Here is a 20,060-nt window from a genome sequence, read left to right on the forward strand (position 1 = left end):
GCAACGCCAGCTTTGTGCTTGGCAATGTGGTGGGTGGCGACAGCATCACGGCCAGCGGCAGCGCCGTCTTCCTCGACAAGAACGCGGGCAACGGCAAGGCCGTGCACGCGAGCGGCATCGCGCTCGATGGCAATGCGCTGGGCAACTACAGCTTGGCGGCCACGACGGTGGAAGGCACGGCCGACATCAGCGCGCGTGCCTTGAACTATGGCGTCACGTCAGGGCAGAACCGCGTGTATGACGGCGGCAAGGACGTCAGCTTGAACGGTTATTTCGAAGGCTTGCTGGGCGTTGACCAGGTCAGCATGCAAGGCTTGCTGGGCAGTATGAGCGACAAGCACGTTGGCAATGGCAAGAGCGTCGCCTACGATGTGACGAAGGGCAGCTTGGCCGGCCAGGATGCGGGCAACTATGTGCTCAGCCCTAACTCGGGTAGCACCTCGGTCGATATCTCGGCGCGTACTCTGAACCTGAATTTCAGCGGCGTCAGCAAGACCTATGACGGCAATGCCGGCGCCGGCGTCAACATCGCCGATGACCGCATCGCGGGTGACGCCTTGACGCTGGCCGGCAATGCCGCGTTTGCCGACAAGAACGCGGGTATGGGCAAGGCGGTCAGCGTGACGGGCGTCGGTGTAAGCGGCGCCGACGCGGGCAATTATGTGCTTAGCACGCATAGCGGCAGTACCACGGCCGACATCGCCGCGCGCGCTTTGAATCTGTCTGCGGTGGCCGCCAATAAAACCTACGATGGCACGGCCGGCGCCGACGTGACCCTGGCGGACGACCGCATCGCCGGTGACAGCGTGAGCGCTACGGCCGTGGCCAGTTTCGCGGACAAGAATGTGGGCGCCGGCAAGGCCGTGACCTTGAGCGGCGCGGCGCTGGCCGGTCAGGATGCGGGCAATTACTTTATCGTTCTGCCGACCGGACTGTTGGCCAGCATCACGCCGGCCAGTCTGACCCTGAGCGGCTTGAACGCGGCCAACAAGGTGTATGACGGCACTGCCAGCGCAGCCGTCAGCGCGTCGGCGACCGGCGTGCTGGGCCAGGATGTGGTCAGCGTGGTGGGCGGCAGCGGCAGCTTTGCCGACAAGAATGCGGGCGCGGGCAAGCTGGTGACAGCCAGCGGTTTCCGCCTGGCGGGCGCCGATGCGGGCAACTACACATTGGAGACGACGGGCGGCACGGCGCAGGCGACGATTGCGCAAAAACAATTGTCCACCTGGATCGGCAGTGGCAACGGCTTGTGGAGCGATGCAGCCAACTGGGATGGCGGCGTGGTGCCGGAAGGCGCGAACGTACTGGCTGTCGACTTTGGCAACAGCAAGGGCATTGTCACCTACAGTACGGCGGCCGGCAGCACCATCCTGAAAAACTTGAATTCCGCAACGGGCTTGCTGTTGACTGGCGGTAGCCTGACCCTCGGTGAAAGCGTGCTGGACGGCTCCGTGCTGAGCGGCCTGGCCGGCCTGGAAATCAGCGGTGGCAGCTTGCTGCTGAACGGCAACCTGTCGGCGGGGCGCTATGCGCAAGGTGGCGGTGTGTTGAGCGGCAACGGCAACTTGCTTGTCGCCAACAGCTTCAGCCAGGCGGCCGGCGCCATCCGGCTGGCGGGCCAGCTGGCCATCACGCAAGCGAACGGTGACTTGCGCTTCGCCAGCCTGGCAGCGAACGAAGTGAAACTGAGCGCCCTGAACGGCGCCATCGGCCAGGATGGCGTGCTGCTCGCCAGCAGCCTGACGGCGCAGGCGCAAAATGGCATCGTGCTGGGTCATGCGGGCAATCAGGTGGGCAGTTTTACTGCCAGCAATAGTGCTGGCGGCGGCATTGTGCTGAACAATACCTCGGCGCCGGGCACCTTGACCCTGGGAACGCTGACCACTGGCGCGGGCAATATCGCCATCGACAATACGGGCGGCGTCACGGCTGGCAATATTCATGCGAATGGTGGCAACGTGAGCGTGACGGCGCACAGCCCCGTCACCGTCAACGGCAAGATCGAGGGCAAGGACATTGCGCTCAGTGCCAGCACGGACGTGCTGCTGGGCGATGGCGCGCAGCTGGCAGCGGCGCGCGACATCAGCCTGGTGGCTGGCGGCGATATTCGTGTCGAAGGCAATGCCAAAATCCTCGGCGGCGGCAATTTTGCCGCCAGCGCGGATGGCTATGTGCGCTTTGCGGACACGGCCAGCGTCGCTTTGCCAGCGGCGGCCAGCATGAGCGTGCTGGCGAAAACGGGCAGCATCACGGGTGGAGCGGGCGTGCGCATCAACCGTCAACGCGCCAGCGTCAGCTTGCTGGCGCCGAACGGTGCGGTGGCCATGCCGGACGTCATCTTCCTGCCCGCCACGACCATCGACAAGCCCGTGATCGACTTCCCTGCGAGCGCGATCATCAATGACGTCCTGCGCGTCATCAAGCAGGCCGACCGCGCCAGCGCCCCGCTCGCGTCCATGCCGTCCGCCAAGTCTGATGACAAGGTGAAGGATGACAAGGATGTTGCCGGCGGCACTGGTAAATCAACAGGATACAAAGACAATGACTCTATTAAAAAAACGTTCTGCAACTAGTGCCTTGTTGTGGCTGGCCCTGATGTGCCTGGGCGCGCATGCCTGGGCCGGACAGGTGGCGGGCACGGTGATGCAGTTGAGTGGTCCGCTGATGGCCAAGAAGGCCGATGGCAAGGTGAAAATCCTGGCCATCAAGTCCGAAGTCGAGCAGGGCGACACCTTGCTGACGGAAAAAGAGACTTATGCCTTGATCAGGCTGATCGACAATAGCGAAATCACCTTGAAACCGAATACCAGTGTCGTGATCGAGCAATTCAGCTACACCGCCGAGCAGCCCGATGGCGACCATGCCATCTTCAGTTTGCTCAAGGGGGGCTTGCGTTCCGTTACGGGGCTGCTGGGCAAGCGCAACAAGGAGCGCTTCGAGATGAAGACGCCGGCCGCCACTATCGGCATACGCGGCACGACGTTTATTGCCGAGTATGTGGCGCTCGGATCGCTGCCGGGCACGCCAACGGCTCGCGCCGCATCCGCGATCGTGCCGGGCCTGTACGTGCAGGTGCTCGATGGCCTGATTCATGTGACGAATCCAGTGGGTACGCAAAATTTTGCCGCCGGTCAGTTCGGCTTTACGCCCAACTTCAAGCAGCCGCCCGTGTTGCTGCCCGCCAATCCCGGCATCAAGTTCACGCCGCCGCCAGTCTTTTCAGCGTCGCCATCGAGCTCAGGCAGCGCTGCAGGCGGCAGCAAGCCTGCGGCCATCGACTGCGTGGTGCGCTAAGCTGTTTCCAGCAAGTCCGGCACACCTGACAAATAGGGCTTGACCTTCCCATCATGGGATAGCAGATCCTGACCCTATTCGTTAATCTTTCGTACAGGATCTGCCATGAACCAGCGTGCACTCGCTCCCGCCGCTTCCCCTCCCGCCGCCGCGCATGCGCAGGCGTTGGCCATCGAAGGCATGAGTTGCGCCTCGTGCGTGGGGCGCGTGGAAAAGGCCCTGGCCGCCGTGCCCGGCGTGACCCAGGCCAGCGTCAACCTGGCCACCGAAGTGGCCAAGGTCACGTCCAGCACGCCGATTTCCCTGGCTACCCTGCAGGCGGCCGTGGAAAAGGCTGGCTACGCGGTAGCGCAGCGCGAGATCGACCTGGACATTGCCGGCATGACCTGCGCCTCGTGCGTGGGCAGGGTGGAAAAAGCCTTGCTGAAAGTGCCGGGCGTGCTGGCCGCCAGCGTCAACCTGGCCACGGAAAGCGCGCGCATCAAGGTGACGGGCGGCCTGCAGGCGGGCACCCTGATCACCGCCATCGACAAGGCCGGCTATGCAGCCACAGTGCCCGCCGCCAGCCAGGCCAGTGCGCCTGCCGCGGCGCCCAACCGCGACGGCATGAAAGTGGCGTTCGCGGCCGTGCTGGCCTTCCCCCTGATGCTGCCCATGCTGCTCGAGTGGGCCGGCATCCACCTGATGCTGCCCGGCTGGCTGCAGTTTGCCTTGGCCACGCCCGTGCAGTTTTACTTTGGCGCGCGTTTCTACAAGGCGGGCTGGAAAGCGGCCCGCGCCGGCAGCGGCAATATGGACTTGCTGGTCGCGCTGGGCACGAGCGCCGCATATGGCTTGTCTGTCTACCAATGGCTCGATCAGTTGTCGACCCCGGGCGCGATGCTGCCGCACCTATATTTCGAGGCCTCGGCCGTCGTCATTACCTTGGTGCTGCTGGGCAAATGGCTGGAAAGCCGCGCCAAGCGCCAGACGGCCTCGGCTATCCGCGCGTTGCAAGTGTTGCGTCCGGAATCGGCCCGCGTGCGCCGCGACGGCATCGAGCTCGACTTGCCCGTGGAACAGGTGAAAGTAGGTGACCTGGTGGTCATCCGCCCTGGCGAACGGGTGGCCGTCGATGGCGTGGTGGTGGAAGGCGCCAGCCAGATCAACGAATCCCTGATCACGGGCGAAAGCTTGCCCGTGGATAAGCATGTGGGCGACAAGGTGACGGGCGGCGCCATCAATGCCGATGGTTTATTGCTGGTACGTACGCAAGCCGTGGGTGGCGAGACGACCTTGTCGCGCATCATTCGCCTGGTGGAAGATGCGCAGGCAGCCAAGGCGCCGATCCAGCACTTGGTCGACAAGGTCAGCGCCATCTTCGTGCCCGTGGTGCTGCTGCTGGCGCTGCTGACCATGCTGGGCTGGTGGTTCGCTACCGGCGAGCTGGAGAACGCCATCATCAATGCCGTGGCCGTGCTGGTCATCGCCTGCCCATGCGCGCTGGGCCTGGCCACGCCGACGGCCATCATGGCCGGCACGGGCGTGGCCGCCCGTTACGGCATCCTGATCAAGGATGCGGAAGCGCTGGAAGTGGCGCACGCCGTCAATACCGTCGTGTTCGACAAGACGGGTACCCTGACGGTGGGAAAACCTGCGCTGGCGGCGCTGCATGCGCACGGCATCGAGGACGCGCGGCTGCTGCAGTTGGCTGCCAGCATCCAGCGCGGCAGCGAGCACAGCCTGGCCACGGCCGTACTGGATGCGGCCAGTGCGCGCCACATCGACCCCTTGCCCGCCACGGCCCTGTCGGCCTTGCCGGGCCGCGGCTTGGCGGCCCACGTCGATGGCCTGGAATTGAAACTGGGCAGCACCCGGCTGATGCAGGAGTTGCAGGTGGACATGGCTCCGCTGGCCAGCCAGGCCCTCGCGCTGGAAGCCACGGGTAATACCATCTCGTGGCTGGCTTCGGGATCGGAACTGCTGGGCTTGTTCGCCTTCAGCGACCAGGTCAAGCCGAATGCGCAGGCGGCCATTGCCCATTTGCACAGCCTGGGCATCCGCACCGTGATGCTGACAGGCGACAACCAGGGCAGCGCCGATGCCGTCGGCAAGCTCTTGGGCATCGACACAGTGGCGGCGAAAATGCTTCCGGCCGATAAAACCGCTAAAATCACCGCACTGAAAGGCGCGGGCGCGAAAGTGGCCATGGTCGGCGACGGCATCAATGATGCGCCCGCGCTGGCCGCTGCCGACGTGGGTATCGCCATGTCGACGGGCACGGACGTGGCGATGCATGCGGCCGGGATTACCTTGATGCGCGGCGATCCGGCATTGGTGGCGGACGCCATCGATATCTCGCGCCGCACTTACAGCAAGATACGGCAGAATCTGTTCTGGGCATTCATTTATAACTTGATCGGCATTCCGCTGGCCGCCTTCGGCTTGCTCAACCCCATGGTGGCAGGCGCGGCGATGGCCTTCAGTTCCGTCAGCGTGATCAGCAATGCCCTGTTGCTGCGCCGCTGGAAAGCCCGCAGTCATTCCGGTCGCGCGCATACCAAGGAGTCATACGATGAATATCGGTCAGGCAGCCAGTGAAACGGGCGTATCGGCAAAAATGATACGCTACTACGAAAGCATTGCCTTACTAAAACCCAGCGCGCGCAGCGATGCCGGTTACCGTATCTACACGCCGAACGACTTGCACGCCTTGCGCTTTATCAAGCGCGGGCGGGGGCTGGGGTTTTCGCTGGAACAGATCCGCGAACTGCTGTCGCTGTGGCAAAACGACCAGCGCGCCAGCGCGGATGTGAAAGGCATCGCCCTGGCGCACGTCGCCGATTTGAATACACGCATCGCCGAACTGACGGAAATGCGCGATACCCTGGCCCTTCTGGCGCAATCGTGCCACGGCGACGACAAGCCCGATTGCCCCATCTTGCAAAGCCTGGGGCTGGCCGGCGAAACGGAAGTGAAGGCTTGCTGCCATTGATGTAAATCAACGGAGGTGTGCATGGCGTATGCACTGTCACGGGCCCACGATACAGGGGCGTGGTGAATTCATCCGCCTGGCCCTGGAAGAGGTGGGCGCCGACTACCGCGATATCGCCCACTTGCCTCAACGCAAGGGACAATGCCTGCCTGCCTCGATGGCGAGGTGTTGATTGGCCAGATCACGAATATCCTGCTGCACCTGGCCTGGCGCCGCGCGCGCGAAGCGGCCGCCTGTGGCTGAACCAGCCGCAACTGGCGCTGGCCGACTGGCTGACGGAAGTGCACGACACGCATCATCCGCTATCGATGAATCAATATTACGAAGAGCAACAGCAGGCGGCCATGCTGCGCAGCGCGGATTTCCGCGCAACACGTTTGCCCAAATTCCTTGATTATTTCATGCAAGTGTTATGCAACAGCTGCGGCCAGTATCTGCTGGGGGGCGGCGCGGCCGCATATCGCCCACTACCTGCAATCGAAAAGCAGAATCCCATTCAATCAGGAAGGCATTTTCCGCCGTTACCCCGAGCTGGACGGATAAAAAAACAGCCGGCGCGAAGGCCGGCTGTCCTGCTGCCGCTGCTGTTACTGCGCGCTGGTAACGGGGTAACCGGCCTCCACGATGGCCGCGCTGATGGCGCCCAGTTCGGCGGGCGATTCCACCGTGACGCGCTTGCTGGCCAAGTCGATCTGCACCTGGGCTTGCGGATCGATGCCTTGCACCGCTTTCGTGACCGAGCCGACGCAATGGCCGCAACTCATGTTTTCAACTTGTAACTGATACATGGCAAGCACTCCTTGAATGATTAGTGCACCCACTGTAAGCCTTCCCCTGATGGTAAGGTCAAGGAAAAAGCTGGCGTGCCGATCAATTCAGCAGGAAGTCGACGGCTTGCATGGGTGGTGGCACGTTCTCATCCTGCACGGATTCGCGCAAGCTGATTTCGATGGCGCGGCACATGGCCGACAAGGGCAGGTCGTTGGCATCTTCGCCGAACGGTTCCTCGATCTCGTCGCCCAGGGCATCGAGGCCAAAGAAGGTATAGGCGACGATGGCGACGACAAAGGGCGTCATGAAGCCCAGCGAGTCGACCAGGCCGAAGGGCAGCAGGAAACAGTACAGATAAGCCGTGCGGTGCAGCAGCAGCGAATACGAGAAGGGAATCGGCGTGCTGCGGATGCGTTCGCACGAGGCGCCCGCCGCTACCATGGCCGAGACCGTGTTATCGATCTGTGCGGTGAGGATGCTGTCGATGCGGCCCTGCTGGACGCAGTCGGCCAGGTCGTGGCCCATCTGCAGCATCAGGTAGTCGGACGGGTTCGCCGCCTTGCATGCCGCTTCCCATTCGGCCGGGCGCAGCAGCGGCTGCAAGTCGTCCGGTCCGCGCGTGTCGCGCAGTTGGTGGCGCAGCGCGTGGCAAAAGGCGATGGCGCGGTAGATCATGCGCACGCGCACATCGTCCAGGCCCAGCCGGGCGTGGGCCGGCGTATCGCTGCATATCATGGTCTGGCACTGGCGCGAGAAATTACGGCTGCGCAACACCAGTTCGCCCCACAGCTTGCGCGCTTCCCAGTAACGGTCATAGGCGGCCGTGTTGCGAAAGCCAAGGAAGATGGCCAGCGGCAAGCCAATCAGGGTAAACGGGATAGTGGTGAGGATGATCTTGTGGTCGAACAGGGTGCCGTGGCACCAGGTGACGAGGGTGGCGATCAGGGTGTTGACGATGAGGGTGGTGCGGATGCGCGGCAGGACGGAGCCACGCACCACCAGAAACAGTCGTAGCGCCGATGGACGTTCGCGCACGATCATGTTGCGCTCCCTGTCGGGGGGCGGGCTGGCGGGGAAAGGCGCGCCCGGTGATCGGTACGGGGGGAAAGACAGAATGGCAAATGCCGGGAACAAAAAGCCCGCGATGTTTGCGGGCTGAGCTGGGTGTGCATGGGAAGCAATGTAGGGGAGACGGCTGAAGTATAGGCCGCACACCCGTTTCCAGCCAATTCACAGTGGCGATAGCTGTTATTAATTTCATGAATGAATATTTCATTTGTAATTAATTTATATAACATTATGCTTTTTCACGGCTATTATTGTCTCTTTTTGCCTCCGGACCAGTCGCAATCGCGTAAGTCGCATGGGGCGCAGGAACAATGGTGGCAATCCGGCGAGGAATGTCGCAATCGCAAAATCCCACCTGCGCCAGGTGCTGCCGCTACGCCGGCCAAGCTGGTGCAATTCCTGATGCTGGCGATGCCGTTCGCCGCAGGCGCGCCAGCGCCGTTGCAACAAGGGCAGGCTTGCGCGCAAGCCGTGACGTTCAATCACGCGGTAGCCGTACGCGGAATAGCTGTCGCACCCCGTCAACACGCGGTAGGCGCAGGCTAGCTTTTATCCTGAGACAGGTAGCGCTGGCAGGCGCAGATGGCGAGCCGCACCGCCACAGCAGGGGCTGGCGCCTAAAGTCGTTGACCTAAAAAAGATCGTCGTCCCCCGCTTTTTTAACATAAAAATAAGCATACTGTGCCATATGTTGCAGGGTAACTGCTTTGTTCTTCACTTGTCCGCTCGCCATGTTTCTCCCCGAACTGTCGACCAGGTGGAACGGTCCAAGCTGCCGGCGGTGCCTTACGCTGCCAGCGCTTTCCAGGCATACCAGCCGAGCGCCACCACCCACGCCAGCAAGACCGCCAGCCCCGGCAGCAATAGCCACTTCGTTACTGTCGCTTCCCACGCCACAAAGGGCTTGCCGCCGCGCGCGATGGCCAGCAGCGCCTGTCCCCCGTTCAAGCCGGCAAACGGCAGCAGGTTGAAGGCGCATAGTTTCAGTGAAAACAAGGCGAACACCAGCCCAAAGCCATGTGTACGGGCAAACGCTTCCGCTTCGCTCAGCAGTTCCTGCGCAGTACTCAACGGCGCCAGTGCGCCATGAACGATTTGCCCGAACGCAGCTGTAAAGCTGTCCCAGCCTGACGTCCCCAGGATGCCCAGCGCCATGCCCAGAAGCACTGTCACGCCGCTCAGGGGCAGCAGCACCTGTTTCCACAACGGCTGGAAGTTATAGCTGTCGAGGCAGGGATCGTCGTCATACAGCATTTCCTCGCGCGTATCTTTTAGCGCTACATTGCCGGCCAGCGGCAGCAGCTTGACGTGGACTTTCCCCCAGGTCAGCAAGGTGGGGCCCACGCCGTAGCTGATGCTGCGCACGGTGATGCCACATGCGCGAGCGCACGCGGCCATGACGGAAATGTGAATGAGCATGAAAAGGATAAAACAGAGCAGCAACTGAAAGGCGGGATGCATAGTGCGAAGTGTCCAGGAGGAAAGGAGCGGTATTAGAACATGTCGCAGGGAAAAGTCGTGCACATGAAAAAAGCCCCGCCTGCATCGCTGCAGACGGGGCTTTCTGTTGTGGGAGCGGCTTGTGCCGTCCGATCAAATTACAGTACTTCGCTGGCGTGGTCGGCCAGGCGCGAACGCTCGCCGCGGGCCAGCGTGACGTGGCCGCTGTGGGTCCAGCCCTTGAAGCGGTCGACCACGTAGGTCAGGCCGCTGGAGCCTTCCGTCAGGTACGGCGTGTCGATCTGGGCGATGTTACCCAGGCACAGGATCTTCGTGCCGGGACCGGCGCGCGTGACCAAGGTCTTGACTTGCTTCGGCGTCAAGTTTTGTGCTTCATCGATGATGAGGAACTTGTTCACAAACGTACGACCGCGCATGAAGTTAAGCGACTTGATCTTGATGCGCGAGCGGATCAGGTCTTGCGTTGCCGCACGGCCCCATTCGCCGCCATCGGAGTCGGACTTGTTCAGCACTTCCAGGTTGTCGTCGAAGGCACCCATCCATGGCGACATTTTTTCCTCTTCCGTGCCTGGCAGGAAACCGATGTCTTCGCCGACGGGCACCGTCACGCGGGTAACGATGATTTCATTGTAGAGCTTGGTTTCCAGCACTTGTGCCAGGCCGGCGGCCAGGGCGAGCAGGGTCTTGCCGGTACCGGCCTGGCCCAGCAGGGTGACGAAGTCGCATTCCGGATTCATCAGCAAGTTCAGCGCGAAGTTCTGCTCGCGGTTGCGCGCCGTCACGCCCCACACATTGTTTTTCGTGTGGCTGAAGTCGCGCAGGGTTTGCAGCACGGCCGTCTTGCCGTTGATCTGCTTGACCTGGCCGTAGAACGGCGTTTCGCCGTTTTTCGGTTCCAGGTAGATGAACTGGTTGACCAGCAGCGATGGAATGAAGGGGCCTGTCACGCGGTAGAAGGTGGAACTGTAGCCGTTCTTGCTTTCCTGCCACGATTCCATATCCTTGCCATGCTTGTTCCAGAAGTCGTCCGGCAATTGCACGATGCCCGAGTACAGCAAGTCCGTGTCTTCCAGCACATGGTCGTTGAAGTAATCTTCGGCCGGCAAGCCCAGGGCGCGCGCCTTGATGCGCATGTTGATGTCCTTCGACACCAGCACGACGGGGCGGCCTTCCTGTTCCGATTCCAGCGAGCGCACGACGGCCAGGATCTGGTTGTCGGCTTTGCCTACTGGCAAGCCTGCGGGCAAGTCGGCGCTTTGCAAGCGCGTCTGGAAGAACAAGCGGCCCTTGGCATCCTTGTTGCCCAGCTTGGACAGCAAGATGCCTTGCTCGATGGCGTCGTCATCCGTATTGCTGATCAGGGCATCGAGGGTACGCGAGACCTGGCGTGCATTGCGCGCCACTTCCGTCATGCCCTTTTTATGGTTATCCAGCTCTTCCAGGGTCATCATCGGCAGGTACACATCGTGTTCCTCGAAGCGGAACAGCGACGATGGATCGTGCATCAGCACGTTGGTGTCGAGCACGAACAACTTGCTGATGCCGCGCTGGTCGGCGGCGCGGCTGGCGGACGACTTGAGCTGCACTTCGACCGCCTTGTGCTTGGCCGGATGCGGTTGCTCTACCTGCTTGACGGATTTGATCGGCGTGACCTTGCCTTTTGCCGCCGGCGCGGCTCTGGCAGGGGCTGCAGCAGCGACAGCGGGGGCGGCCGCAGGCGCGGCAACGGCTGGCGTCGGCGCCGGCTTGGCAACCATCAGGGCCGCCACTTGCTTGATCTTCGTGGCCGCATTGCGGACCGGCTTGGCAACTTCGGCGATCGCCGCTTCAATAATCGGTGCAGCCACTTTCTTGGCTGCCGGGGTTTTGGTGGCCGGGCGCGCTGCGCCTGCGCTTGGGTAATCTTGGGTGGCCAGGATGGTGGCTGGCTTGCTCGGTAATTTTGGCAGTGGCATCAGGATCTCAATCAAAAAATTTCTGGAATGAATCGCCCATGGGCAGCCAGCTTCTGGCGGCACTTCTCATGGGGTGGATGCGGGGGAACAACAATGCTACAGGACGAGGAACTGCCGGAAGGCCGGCAGCATGGCCGGTCATGGACGCCATCGGCGGGCTGCAGGCCCGCCTGGCGGAGTGGGTGGAGGCGCTTCGTTGACTCAAAATGGCGATAGGTACCGTGAACTGAACTGCGGTTGAGCTAATTTCGAACTAAGCTGGCTGGACGCCGACAACGCACACTCGATCAAAACAGATGATCAATTCAGACGCGCCACGAATTCCAGCACTTCTTCCACGTGAGTTGCGACCTTCACGCCTCTCCATTCTTTCACCAATCGGCCCTGGGCGTCAATCACAAACGTGCTGCGTTCGACGCCACGCACCGTCTTGCCATACATCTGTTTCATCTTCATGACGTTAAACAGCAGGCAAACGGCTTCGTCCGGGTCGGAAATGAGCTCGAATGGCAGTTCCAGCTTGGCTTTGAAGCTTTCGTGCGAGCGCAGGGAATCGCGGCTGATGCCGTAGATTTCCACGCCGGCGGCGACAAATTGCGGATAGGCGTCACGGAAGGCGATGTTTTCCGTGGTGCAGCCGGGGGTGTTGTCCTTCGGATAGAAAAACAGCACCGTGGCCTTGGCCGGACGGCCCAGCAACTGAAAGGTCTTGCCGCTGGTCATGGCGGCGCTAAAGTCGGGTATGCTAATGAGGGATTGGCTATCAGCCACAGGTTCTCTCCTGAACGGTGATCATCAGCGCTGTTTTTTAATCTGGCAACGCATCCAGGTGCAACGATACAGCATTCAGGCCGCTTTGCCCTGCACAATCAGGCGTCCCGAACGCCCAGGCAACTCATCCCAGGTGACGGGGCAAACGGGCAAGTCTGACTCTTTTATCTTTTCATAATAATCGCCCATCGCTGCAAACTGGTAGCCCTGGGCTTTCCAGCCAGCCAGCAGTTGTTCGAAAATGGGGGCGAGTTTCTGTCCTTCAAGTTCCGCATGCAAGGTATACACGTGATCGCGCGGATTGTCCGCCGTCAGCGACAATATATGTGCGGCAACATTGCCGGTCGTGATCAATGTGCCATCGATTTCACAGCCCAGCAACTCATCCAGGGTGGGCAGGGTGGTGGGCAATTGCACGCATTGCAGGATGGTGTTGCCATTGCGCACGCGGTGCGGACCATTGCTTGGATGCAGCATGGCACCACGCGCGTCGAGCATGGCACGGCCATCGGACGCAAAGCGGTAGCCGGCCGTGTCGTGTTCGACAAAGGCGCTGACATTCATTTGCCAGCCGGCCGCGCCATGCGTGTGCGGCGCTACGCCAAACACCTGTTCGTAGCGCTTGGCGGCCTTGCGCATCATGTTGATGGTCCAGGCGGCGTTGCGCTTGGCCACGTTGTCTTGCCACAGGGTGTGATCCCAGGTGTGGATGCCGCACTCGAAACCGGCATCGCGCACGGCGCGCAATTGCGCCGCGCATTGCTTGCCGATATCGGGTCCCGGCAGCAAGGTGCCGTACATCAAGGTTTTCAAGCCGTAGTGCTCGACCACCGAGGTGCGCGACACCTTGCTGAAAAAGCCGGGCCGCAAGGCGCGCCGCAGGGCCCAGCCCGTGTGGTCGGGGCCGAGCGAGAACAGAAAGGTGGCCTTGGCCTGGTGTGCGGCCAGCATGCGCACCAGATTGCCCATGCCTTCACGGGTGCCGCGATAGGTATCGACGTCGATTTTCAGGGTCAGGAACGGCTTGCTCAACATTAATCCATCAAGGCTTTGGCTTGGGCTACCTGGCTGCGGTAGGCGTCGAAAATATTGCGCAGGGAATCGGCCATGGTGGTGCTCGGTGCCCAGCCCAGTTCTTCGCAGGTATTCGTGATTTTCGGCACGCGGTTTTGCACGTCCTGATAGCCGGCGCCATAGTAGGCACCCGAAGTCGTTTCCACGATTTTCACGTGTTTTGCGCCTTCGGCGTATTCCGGGTACTCGGCGGCCAGGGTCAGCATCATGCCGGCCAGGTCGCGGATCGAGTAATTGTTGACCGGATTGCCAATGTTGTAGATCTTGCCGCTGGCGATGCCATTCTTGTTGGCGATGATGCGCATCAGCGCATCGATGCCGTCGTCGATGTAGGTGAACGCGCGTTTTTGCGCGCCGCCATCGACCAGCGAGATGTTCTCGCCACGCACGATATGGCCGAAGAATTGCGTCACCACCCGCGAAGAACCTTCTTTCGGCGTGTGGATCGAGTCCAGGCCGGCGCCGATCCAGTTGAAGGGCCGGAACAGGGTGAAGTTCAAGCCTTCCATGCCGTAGCCCCAGATCACGCGGTCCATCAGCTGCTTGGCGTTCGAATAGATCCAGCGCGGCTTGTTGATCGGGCCGCAGATCAATTCCGAATTTTCCGGATCGAATTCCTCGTCATGGCACATGCCATACACTTCCGAGGTCGACGGGAAGACCAGGTGCTTGCCGTACTTGGCGGCCGAGCGGACGATGGGCAGGTTCGCTTCGAAGTCCAGTTCGAACACGCGCAGCGGCTGCTTGACGTAGGTCGATGGCGTGGCGATAGCCACCAGCGGCAGGATCACGTCGCATTTCTTGACGTGGTACTCGACCCATTCCTTGTTGATCGTGATGTCGCCTTCAAAGAAATGCATGCGCGACTTGTAGTTGTCATCTTCCAGCAATTCCGTGATGCGGTCCGTGTTCATGTCCATGCCGTACACGTGCCAGTCGGTGGTTTCCAGGATGCGCTTGGACAGGTGGTGGCCGATGAAGCCGTTGACGCCTAAGATGAGGACTTTTTTCATATGAGATTCTCTTGAGTGATATCAGTGTGTGCTGACGCGGGTGGTCAGACTTGCTTGCAATTGCTGAGCCGAAATCGGCTCCCCGGCAGCCCTCAGCGCGGAAATGGCCAGCATGCGGCCGTCTCCGCAGACGCCAAAGATGCAATTATCCACTACCGCCAAGCCCGCTGGCAAACTTCCTGCCGAAAGCTTGCTCAAACGGGCTTGTTCGATGGTGTAAATGACATTGTTGACTTCAGTGAAGGCGCCGGGATAGGGCGGTGCGACGGCGCGGTGCAGGTTATATACCTGTTGCGCGGGTAACTTCCAGTCGATGCGGCCGTCTTCCGGCTTGCGCCCGCCAAAATAGCCGCCCTGGCGCACATCGTTCAAATGGCGTGGCGCCGTGCCATCCAGCAAGGCCGGCAGCACGCCCCACAGGGTTTGTTCCGCCGCCACGGTGACCTTGCCGAACACTTCAAACGCCGTGTCGTCGGGCAGGATGGGTACGGCCGTTTGCGCCACGATGGCGCCGGCGTCGGGCTTGACCGTCATTTCATGCAGGGTGGCGCCCGTCTCCGTGGCGCCATGCAGCACGGCCCAGTTGACGGGCGCGCGGCCGCGGAACTGCGGCAGCAGCGAGCCGTGCATATTGTAGGCGGGCGCGACTTCCAAGATGCTAGCGGGCAACATATGGCGATAGTAAAAGCTGAACAGCATGTCCGGTGTTGCCGCCTGCACCTGTGACAGCAGTTCCGGCGCGCGCGCGTCCAGAGGTGTAATGTAGGGGATGCCTTCCGCCTGGCACAGGCTGGCGACCGATTCGAACCACAGGTTTTCCGTGGGGCTGTCTTCATGCGTGACGACCAGGGCGATATCGACGCCACCGGCCAGCAGCACCTTGATGCAGCGCACGCCCACATTGTGGTAGCCGAAGACGACGGCGCGTGGGGCGCCCATCAGCGTCCCACCTGGCGCTTTTCCAGGCGCACATACGATGGCGCCTCGGCTTCCGCCTGGCTCATGCCATCCTGCAAGATGGTCTGCACCACATAGCGTGGACGGGCACGCACTTGCTGGAAGATGCGTCCCACGTATTCGCCCACCAGGCCGATGCCGAACAGGATCACGCCCATGAAGAAGAAGGCGATGGCGAACAGGGTAAACACGCCTTCGGCCTCGGCGCCCAGCAGGAAGCGGCGCACCAGCAGGAAAATCACCAGCAATGCCGAGCCCAGTGACATCGCCATGCCCAGCATCGAAAAGATTTGCAGGGGAATCAGCGAAAAGCCCGTGACCAGGTCGAAATTGAGACGGATCAGGCTATACAGCGAGTATTTCGATTCGCCGGCAGCCCGTTCTTCATGCTCGACGGTAATTTCCGTGGGCTTGCGGGCAAAGGTGTAGGCCAGGGCGGGCACGAAGGTGTTGACTTCGGCGCACTGGTTGACCAGATCGATCACATTGCGGCCATACGCGCGCAGCATGTTGCCCTGGTCGCTGATCTTGATATTCGTGATCTTTTCACGCAGGCGGTTCATCATTTTCGACGCCAGCGTGCGCCAGGCGGAATCTTGCCGCTTGCGCCGGATCGAGCCCACGTAATCGTAGCCTTCACGCATCTTCGCCACCAGGTTGCCGATTTCTTCAGGCGGGTTCTGCAGGTCGGCGTCGAGCGTGATCATGATTTGCCCGCGCGAGGCTTCAAAACCGGCCAGGATGGCCATGTGCTGGCCATAATTGCCATTGAACAGGATCACACGGGTGACGTCGGGGCGTTGGCGGAACTGTTCCGCCAGGATGGCCACCGAATTGTCGCGGCTGCCATCGTTGACGAAAATGATTTCGTAGCTCGTTTGCAAGGCATCGAGGGCCGGATACAGGCGGGCGAACAGGCTGGCCAGGCCATCCTGCTCGTTGTAGATTGGAATGATAATGGACAGTTCAGGTTTCATCGGCGCGTTGCTCACTTGATGAGGATGGATTTGACGGTGGCGACGGCCCGTTCCACGTCCTGTGTCGTCATGGCATAGAACATCGGCAAGGTCACGGTCAGGCGGCCGATCTTTTCCGAAACGGGGAACATGCCTTCGGTAAAGCCGCGTTTGCGGTACATGGTAAACAAGTGGATCGGTGCGTAATGATAGCCCGTCCCCACGTTTTGCTGCGCCATGGCCTGCATGAACGCGGCGCGCGTGCCTGGGCCGTTGTCGGGTAGAATGATCTGGAACAAATGCCAGTTGCTGTTCTCAAAATCCGGCACGGGCAGCTGGGCGCCGCTCTGCGCTTCGAAGTCGCTGCCGAATTGCGCGAAATAGTGGCGTGCCAGTGCGCGACGGTGGGCCGTGATGGCGTCGATATTGGCGAACTGGCCCAGGCCGATGGCAGCCATGATGTCGCTCATATTGTATTTTCCACCCAGCACATCGACGTCGATGCCGTCGACACCGCTGCGCGTCACGCCTTGCAGCCGGTATTTCTCGGCCAGTTTCGCTTCTTCCAGGTTATTGAGGACGAGGCAACCGCCTTCACCCGTGGTGATATTCTTGTTGGCCTGGAAGCTGAACGAGACGAAGTCGCCAAATGCGCCGATGCGCTTGCCCTTCCAGGTGGAGCCGAACGCTTGCGCCGCATCTTCCACGACTCTTAAATTGTACTTTTCAGCAATCGCGTACAGGCGGTCCATGTCGACGGGCAAACCGGACAGGTAGACGGGGATGATGGCTTTCGTACGCGCGGTGATGGCCGCTTCGAGCTTGTCGAGGTCGATATTGCGCGTGACGGGGTCGATGTCGGCAAATACGGGCGTGGCGCCGACTTCGATGATGACGTTGGCCGTCGCTACCCACGACACGGGCGTGGTGATGACTTCGTCGCCAGGGCCAATGCCGGCGATGCGCAGCGCGATTTCCATGGTGCAAGTACCCGAATTGAAGGTGCGCACGGGGCGTCCACCGAAATACTCGGACAGCTGCGCTTCGAAGGCTTGCACTTTCGGGCCGCTGGTGATCCAGCCCGAGCGCAGCACCTCGCCGACGGCGGCGATGGTCGCTTCATCGATGGTGGGTTTGGAAAAGGGCAAAAAGGGCAGGGTAGAGGTCATGGGTGCGGTTCTTGGGTCTGTATTGTGTCAGGGTATCGGCGTCGCCGAGGCTGCCAATGCGGTCAAAGGCCGCCGGCAGGCATGGCCATTTTATATCGGCAGTATGGCGGCGCAGCCGGTTCAACGGTGAAAAATCCTGCTGCTGCGGGGGCGGGGCTAGTTGGCCGGGGCGCGATCCGTGCTGTCCCGCGCCCCGTTAAATAGTTACTTGTTGGAAATGACCATGCGGCGCGCATCTTCGGCAATAACACGCATGGGCACGCCACGTTGTTGCAAGTCCTTGTAACGATGCAGGCTGATAATAGCCATGTCGCGCACGCCGGCGTTGGCATCGTTCGTCCACTGCGTGATGAAAGGCTCGATGCTCGGAATGGACAGTTCAGGCTGCTGTTTCAGGCCAAACGTGAATTCATCCCAGTAATCAACGAGGATCACGGGCCGCTGCAGATAATATGTCAGCGACTGTTCATAAATGCCGACCGAATAGAGCTTGGTATCGGCCGTCAGTTCAGCCTGGATCTGCGGCAGCATGTCAGTGCCTGCACGGTTCTGGCCATACAGTTCGGAACCGGCCAGGATGCAATGCGTGGCCAGGAAGCCGGCGCCGGCAATCGTCAGCACGGTCATGTCGCGGCGCAACTGGCGCGCGTGCAGCAAGGCCAGGGCGCCGCCGGCCAGGACGAAAAAGCCGGCCGCCATCAGCCATGGCTGGTAGCCCTTGAGCGCGGTCAGGGCTTCCGCGTCGCGTGCGCTGGCCTTGCCGAAGGCGATCGGTCCGCCGATCACGATGGCCGCGCCCAGCACGCACAGCAGGCCGGCGGCCAGCATGCGCTGGCGGCGCGATGCCGATTCCAGGTATAGCCCCACCAGCAATGCCAGCGCCGGGAAGATGGGCACGATATAGCCAGGCAGCTTCGAAGTCGAATAGCTGAAGAAGAAGAAAATGAAGACGGCCCAGACCAGCAGCATCAAACGGGGCTGGAAGGCGCCCTCCTGGCGCTGGAAGGCGGCGGCCAGGCTTTGCGGCAGTACGCCTATCCATGGCAGCATGCCGGGAATCAGCAGCACCAGGAAGTAGTACCAGGCGCCTTCGCGCTTGTGGCCCTTCATCAGGAAACGCTGGAAATGTTCGTGGATGAAGAAGAAATGCGGTTGCTCCGGATTGCGCAAGGCGACCAGCACGAACCAGGGCGTGGCGATGGCAAAGAACACCAGCAAGCCCTTGACCAGGTGCAAACGCGTCCAGATGCGCCAGTCGCGCGCGCACAGCGAATACAGTACCAGCACGGCGCCCGGCAAGACGATGCCGATCAAGCCCTTGGCCAGCACGGCCAGCGCCATGCCTGCCCAGCATACAAGCATCCAGTTGCGCCGCTCACGCGCCGTGGCGTCGTCGCGCTGGGCAATCAACAGGCTGCCCAGGGTCAGGGTCATCATGCCCGACAGACCCATGTCCAGCGAATTGATCTGGCCGGAAGCGAGCCAGAACAGGCTCGACGCCAGCACCAGGCCCGCATACAAGCCCACGCGCGGACCGAACACTTTCTTGCCTGCGTACGCCGTCATGCACACGCCGATGATGCCGCACAGGCCAGTCCACAGGCGTGCCTGCCATTCGCCCAGGCCGAAGGCGGCGAAGGTCAGCGCATTCATCCACGTTTGCAGCGGCGGCTTTTCAAAGTACTTGATGCCGTTCAGGCGCGTGGTGATCCAGTCGCCGGTGACGAACATTTCGCGCGCCATCTCGGCATAGCGGCCCTCGTCGGGCGGGACCAGCGTGCGTACGCCCAGCGCATACAGGGTGACGACGATGAAGATGCCCAGCAGGGACCACATCAGCAGCCGGGAGGAGTGCAGTTCGTTGACATTGATTTTCATGCGGCGCTGCCTGCGCCCGGAGCCAGGATCAGGGCCAGGGTGACTTTGCGGCCTTCGCCCATCAGGATGTTGTAGGTGCGGCAGGCAGCCTGGCTATCCATGCATTCGACGCCGATGCGGCGCATGGTCAGTGCGGCCGTCAGCTTCGGGTGCACGAAGCGCTGGCGCTCGCCCGTGCCGAGGATGACCACGTCGGGCGCATCGGCCAGGATTTGCGCGAAATGCGCCTCGCTCAACTGTTCGAAACTGCCCACCTCCCACGCGCGTGGCGGCATTTCCGGCATGACGATCAGGCTGTAGTTGTACGGCTGGGCATTGATCTCGACGCCGTTTTCGTCATAGCCGGTGACAGTCTGGTATTGTTGGGTGCTGCTGGCATGGAGTTTCATGGCGATATCGGGGGCTGGTCGTGTCGGTTGATCGGTACGCGCGCGGCCAAAACTGCGTGCCGCGGCCAAGGGCGTAAGCATGCCATAAATGACAGAAAAGAGCGATTGAAAAGCAATATCATTTCCAAATTGCAATGTTCGGCGCCACAGTGGCGGTGCATGCTTGCGCCATGGTAATGGTGCAAGATTAAGGGAAGATGAAGATGGCGCTCGCCGGATTGTCGTCCGGATGCGCCAGCGTGGCAGAATCGGCGTCAAATGCTGGGGTTGGCCATGTTTAATTTGATAAAATGGCCTGTTTTCGGCGAGAATGCTTGTTTTCGCCTTGCA

At 61.3% G+C, this 20,060-nt stretch carries 17 protein-coding genes and 1 pseudogene; 6 read left to right on the forward strand and 12 right to left on the reverse strand.

Features of this window, described 5'->3' with window-relative positions; translation table 11 throughout:
- The 5 genes and pseudogenes from ACQ4W7_RS02495 to ACQ4W7_RS02515 form a co-directional block, all read left to right on the forward strand.
- Positions 1–2,573, forward strand: a 2,573-nt coding sequence (locus tag ACQ4W7_RS02495) for a YDG domain-containing protein (protein ID WP_436528153.1), incomplete at its 5' end; no start/stop codon positions are given.
- On the forward strand, positions 2,542–3,294 hold the full coding sequence (locus ACQ4W7_RS02500) for a FecR family protein (protein WP_426070802.1): 753 nt from the start codon (positions 2,542–2,544) through the stop codon (positions 3,292–3,294). The genes ACQ4W7_RS02495 and ACQ4W7_RS02500, both read left to right, overlap by 32 nt.
- A 105-nt stretch (positions 3,295–3,399) precedes the next feature.
- Complete coding sequence (locus ACQ4W7_RS02505) at positions 3,400–5,874, forward strand: heavy metal translocating P-type ATPase (protein ID WP_436528155.1); 2,475 nt, start codon at positions 3,400–3,402, stop codon at positions 5,872–5,874.
- The gene (gene cueR, locus ACQ4W7_RS02510) at positions 5,849–6,268 is read left to right on the forward strand and encodes a Cu(I)-responsive transcriptional regulator (protein WP_436528157.1); all 420 of its coding nucleotides are present in this window, start codon (positions 5,849–5,851) and stop codon (positions 6,266–6,268) included. Before ACQ4W7_RS02505 ends, cueR begins: the two co-directional genes overlap by 26 nt.
- A 28-nt stretch (positions 6,269–6,296) precedes the next feature.
- Positions 6,297–6,811, forward strand: a pseudogene (locus tag ACQ4W7_RS02515) (glutathione S-transferase family protein).
- A 44-nt stretch (positions 6,812–6,855) separates the two neighbouring features.
- Here the strand turns inward: ACQ4W7_RS02515 and ACQ4W7_RS02520 are convergent.
- A complete protein-coding gene (locus ACQ4W7_RS02520) occupies positions 6,856–7,056 on the reverse strand; it encodes a heavy-metal-associated domain-containing protein (RefSeq protein WP_426070799.1) in 201 nt (66 codons plus the stop codon).
- Positions 7,057–7,138: 82 nt separating this feature from the next.
- Complete coding sequence (locus ACQ4W7_RS02525; protein WP_436528160.1) at positions 7,139–8,080, reverse strand: bestrophin family protein; 942 nt, start codon at positions 8,078–8,080, stop codon at positions 7,139–7,141.
- Between the two features lie 222 nt (positions 8,081–8,302).
- On the opposite strand from ACQ4W7_RS02525, the gene ACQ4W7_RS02530 reads away from it, so the two are divergent.
- Complete coding sequence (locus tag ACQ4W7_RS02530; RefSeq protein WP_436528162.1) at positions 8,303–8,653, forward strand: hypothetical protein; 351 nt, start codon at positions 8,303–8,305, stop codon at positions 8,651–8,653.
- Positions 8,654–8,893: 240 nt separating this feature from the next.
- Here ACQ4W7_RS02530 and ACQ4W7_RS02535 read toward each other — a convergent pair whose 3' ends face one another.
- The 10 genes from ACQ4W7_RS02535 to ACQ4W7_RS02580 form a co-directional block, all read right to left on the reverse strand.
- The gene (locus tag ACQ4W7_RS02535) at positions 8,894–9,568 is read right to left on the reverse strand and encodes a site-2 protease family protein (RefSeq protein ID WP_436528164.1); all 675 of its coding nucleotides are present in this window, start codon (positions 9,566–9,568) and stop codon (positions 8,894–8,896) included.
- Positions 9,569–9,705: 137 nt separating this feature from the next.
- Positions 9,706–11,523 carry a PhoH family protein gene (locus ACQ4W7_RS02540; RefSeq protein ID WP_436528166.1) on the reverse strand — a complete coding sequence of 606 codons (1,818 nt, stop codon included), beginning with the start codon at positions 11,521–11,523 and terminating at the stop codon, positions 9,706–9,708.
- Positions 11,524–11,823: 300 nt separating this feature from the next.
- Complete coding sequence (locus ACQ4W7_RS02545) at positions 11,824–12,294, reverse strand: peroxiredoxin (protein WP_436528168.1); 471 nt, start codon at positions 12,292–12,294, stop codon at positions 11,824–11,826.
- A gap of 75 nt (positions 12,295–12,369) precedes the next feature.
- The gene (locus tag ACQ4W7_RS02550; protein ID WP_436528170.1) at positions 12,370–13,329 is read right to left on the reverse strand and encodes a polysaccharide deacetylase family protein; all 960 of its coding nucleotides are present in this window, start codon (positions 13,327–13,329) and stop codon (positions 12,370–12,372) included.
- Positions 13,329–14,381: a bifunctional UDP-4-keto-pentose/UDP-xylose synthase gene (locus ACQ4W7_RS02555; protein ID WP_282406514.1), complete on the reverse strand. Its 1,053-nt coding sequence runs from the start codon at positions 14,379–14,381 to the stop codon at positions 13,329–13,331. Before ACQ4W7_RS02555 ends, ACQ4W7_RS02550 begins: the two co-directional genes overlap by 1 nt.
- A gap of 21 nt (positions 14,382–14,402) precedes the next feature.
- Positions 14,403–15,320 (reverse strand): formyltransferase, encoded by a 918-nt coding sequence (locus ACQ4W7_RS02560; RefSeq protein ID WP_436528172.1) that lies wholly within the window; start codon positions 15,318–15,320, stop codon positions 14,403–14,405.
- Positions 15,320–16,315 carry a glycosyltransferase gene (locus ACQ4W7_RS02565; protein WP_426070792.1) on the reverse strand — a complete coding sequence of 332 codons (996 nt, stop codon included), beginning with the start codon at positions 16,313–16,315 and terminating at the stop codon, positions 15,320–15,322. The genes ACQ4W7_RS02560 and ACQ4W7_RS02565 overlap by 1 nt, the downstream gene beginning before the upstream one ends.
- A gap of 11 nt (positions 16,316–16,326) precedes the next feature.
- The gene (locus tag ACQ4W7_RS02570; RefSeq protein ID WP_436528174.1) at positions 16,327–17,463 is read right to left on the reverse strand and encodes a DegT/DnrJ/EryC1/StrS family aminotransferase; all 1,137 of its coding nucleotides are present in this window, start codon (positions 17,461–17,463) and stop codon (positions 16,327–16,329) included.
- 204 nt (positions 17,464–17,667) lie between these two features.
- Positions 17,668–19,341 carry a glycosyltransferase family 39 protein gene (locus ACQ4W7_RS02575; protein WP_436528176.1) on the reverse strand — a complete coding sequence of 558 codons (1,674 nt, stop codon included), beginning with the start codon at positions 19,339–19,341 and terminating at the stop codon, positions 17,668–17,670.
- Positions 19,338–19,730, reverse strand: coding sequence for an Mth938-like domain-containing protein (locus tag ACQ4W7_RS02580; protein ID WP_436511055.1), 393 nt, complete (start codon positions 19,728–19,730; stop codon positions 19,338–19,340). Before ACQ4W7_RS02580 ends, ACQ4W7_RS02575 begins: the two co-directional genes overlap by 4 nt.
- Between the last annotated feature and the right edge of the window lie 330 nt (positions 19,731–20,060).

Origin of the sequence: Janthinobacterium algoris, from assembly GCF_051380935.1 — a bacterium.
Classification (GTDB): domain Bacteria; phylum Pseudomonadota; class Gammaproteobacteria; order Burkholderiales; family Burkholderiaceae_D; genus Janthinobacterium.

Coding starts and splice junctions, on each gene's coding strand:
- ACQ4W7_RS02530 (WP_436528162.1), top strand. CDS start 8,303: ATGAATATTTCATTTGTAATTAATTTATATAACATTATGCTTTTTCAC.
- cueR (WP_436528157.1), top strand. CDS start 5,849: ATGAATATCGGTCAGGCAGCCAGTGAAACGGGCGTATCGGCAAAAATG.
- ACQ4W7_RS02505 (WP_436528155.1), top strand. CDS start 3,400: ATGAACCAGCGTGCACTCGCTCCCGCCGCTTCCCCTCCCGCCGCCGCG.
- ACQ4W7_RS02535 (WP_436528164.1), bottom strand. CDS start 9,568: ATGCATCCCGCCTTTCAGTTGCTGCTCTGTTTTATCCTTTTCATGCTC.
- ACQ4W7_RS02580 (WP_436511055.1), bottom strand. CDS start 19,730: ATGAAACTCCATGCCAGCAGCACCCAACAATACCAGACTGTCACCGGC.
- ACQ4W7_RS02565 (WP_426070792.1), bottom strand. CDS start 16,315: ATGAAACCTGAACTGTCCATTATCATTCCAATCTACAACGAGCAGGAT.
- ACQ4W7_RS02540 (WP_436528166.1), bottom strand. CDS start 11,523: ATGCCACTGCCAAAATTACCGAGCAAGCCAGCCACCATCCTGGCCACC.
- ACQ4W7_RS02560 (WP_436528172.1), bottom strand. CDS start 15,320: ATGGGCGCCCCACGCGCCGTCGTCTTCGGCTACCACAATGTGGGCGTG.
- ACQ4W7_RS02575 (WP_436528176.1), bottom strand. CDS start 19,341: ATGAAAATCAATGTCAACGAACTGCACTCCTCCCGGCTGCTGATGTGG.
- ACQ4W7_RS02500 (WP_426070802.1), top strand. CDS start 2,542: ATGACTCTATTAAAAAAACGTTCTGCAACTAGTGCCTTGTTGTGGCTG.
- ACQ4W7_RS02555 (WP_282406514.1), bottom strand. CDS start 14,381: ATGAAAAAAGTCCTCATCTTAGGCGTCAACGGCTTCATCGGCCACCAC.
- ACQ4W7_RS02525 (WP_436528160.1), bottom strand. CDS start 8,080: ATGATCGTGCGCGAACGTCCATCGGCGCTACGACTGTTTCTGGTGGTG.
- ACQ4W7_RS02520 (WP_426070799.1), bottom strand. CDS start 7,056: ATGTATCAGTTACAAGTTGAAAACATGAGTTGCGGCCATTGCGTCGGC.
- ACQ4W7_RS02570 (WP_436528174.1), bottom strand. CDS start 17,463: ATGACCTCTACCCTGCCCTTTTTGCCCTTTTCCAAACCCACCATCGAT.
- ACQ4W7_RS02550 (WP_436528170.1), bottom strand. CDS start 13,329: ATGTTGAGCAAGCCGTTCCTGACCCTGAAAATCGACGTCGATACCTAT.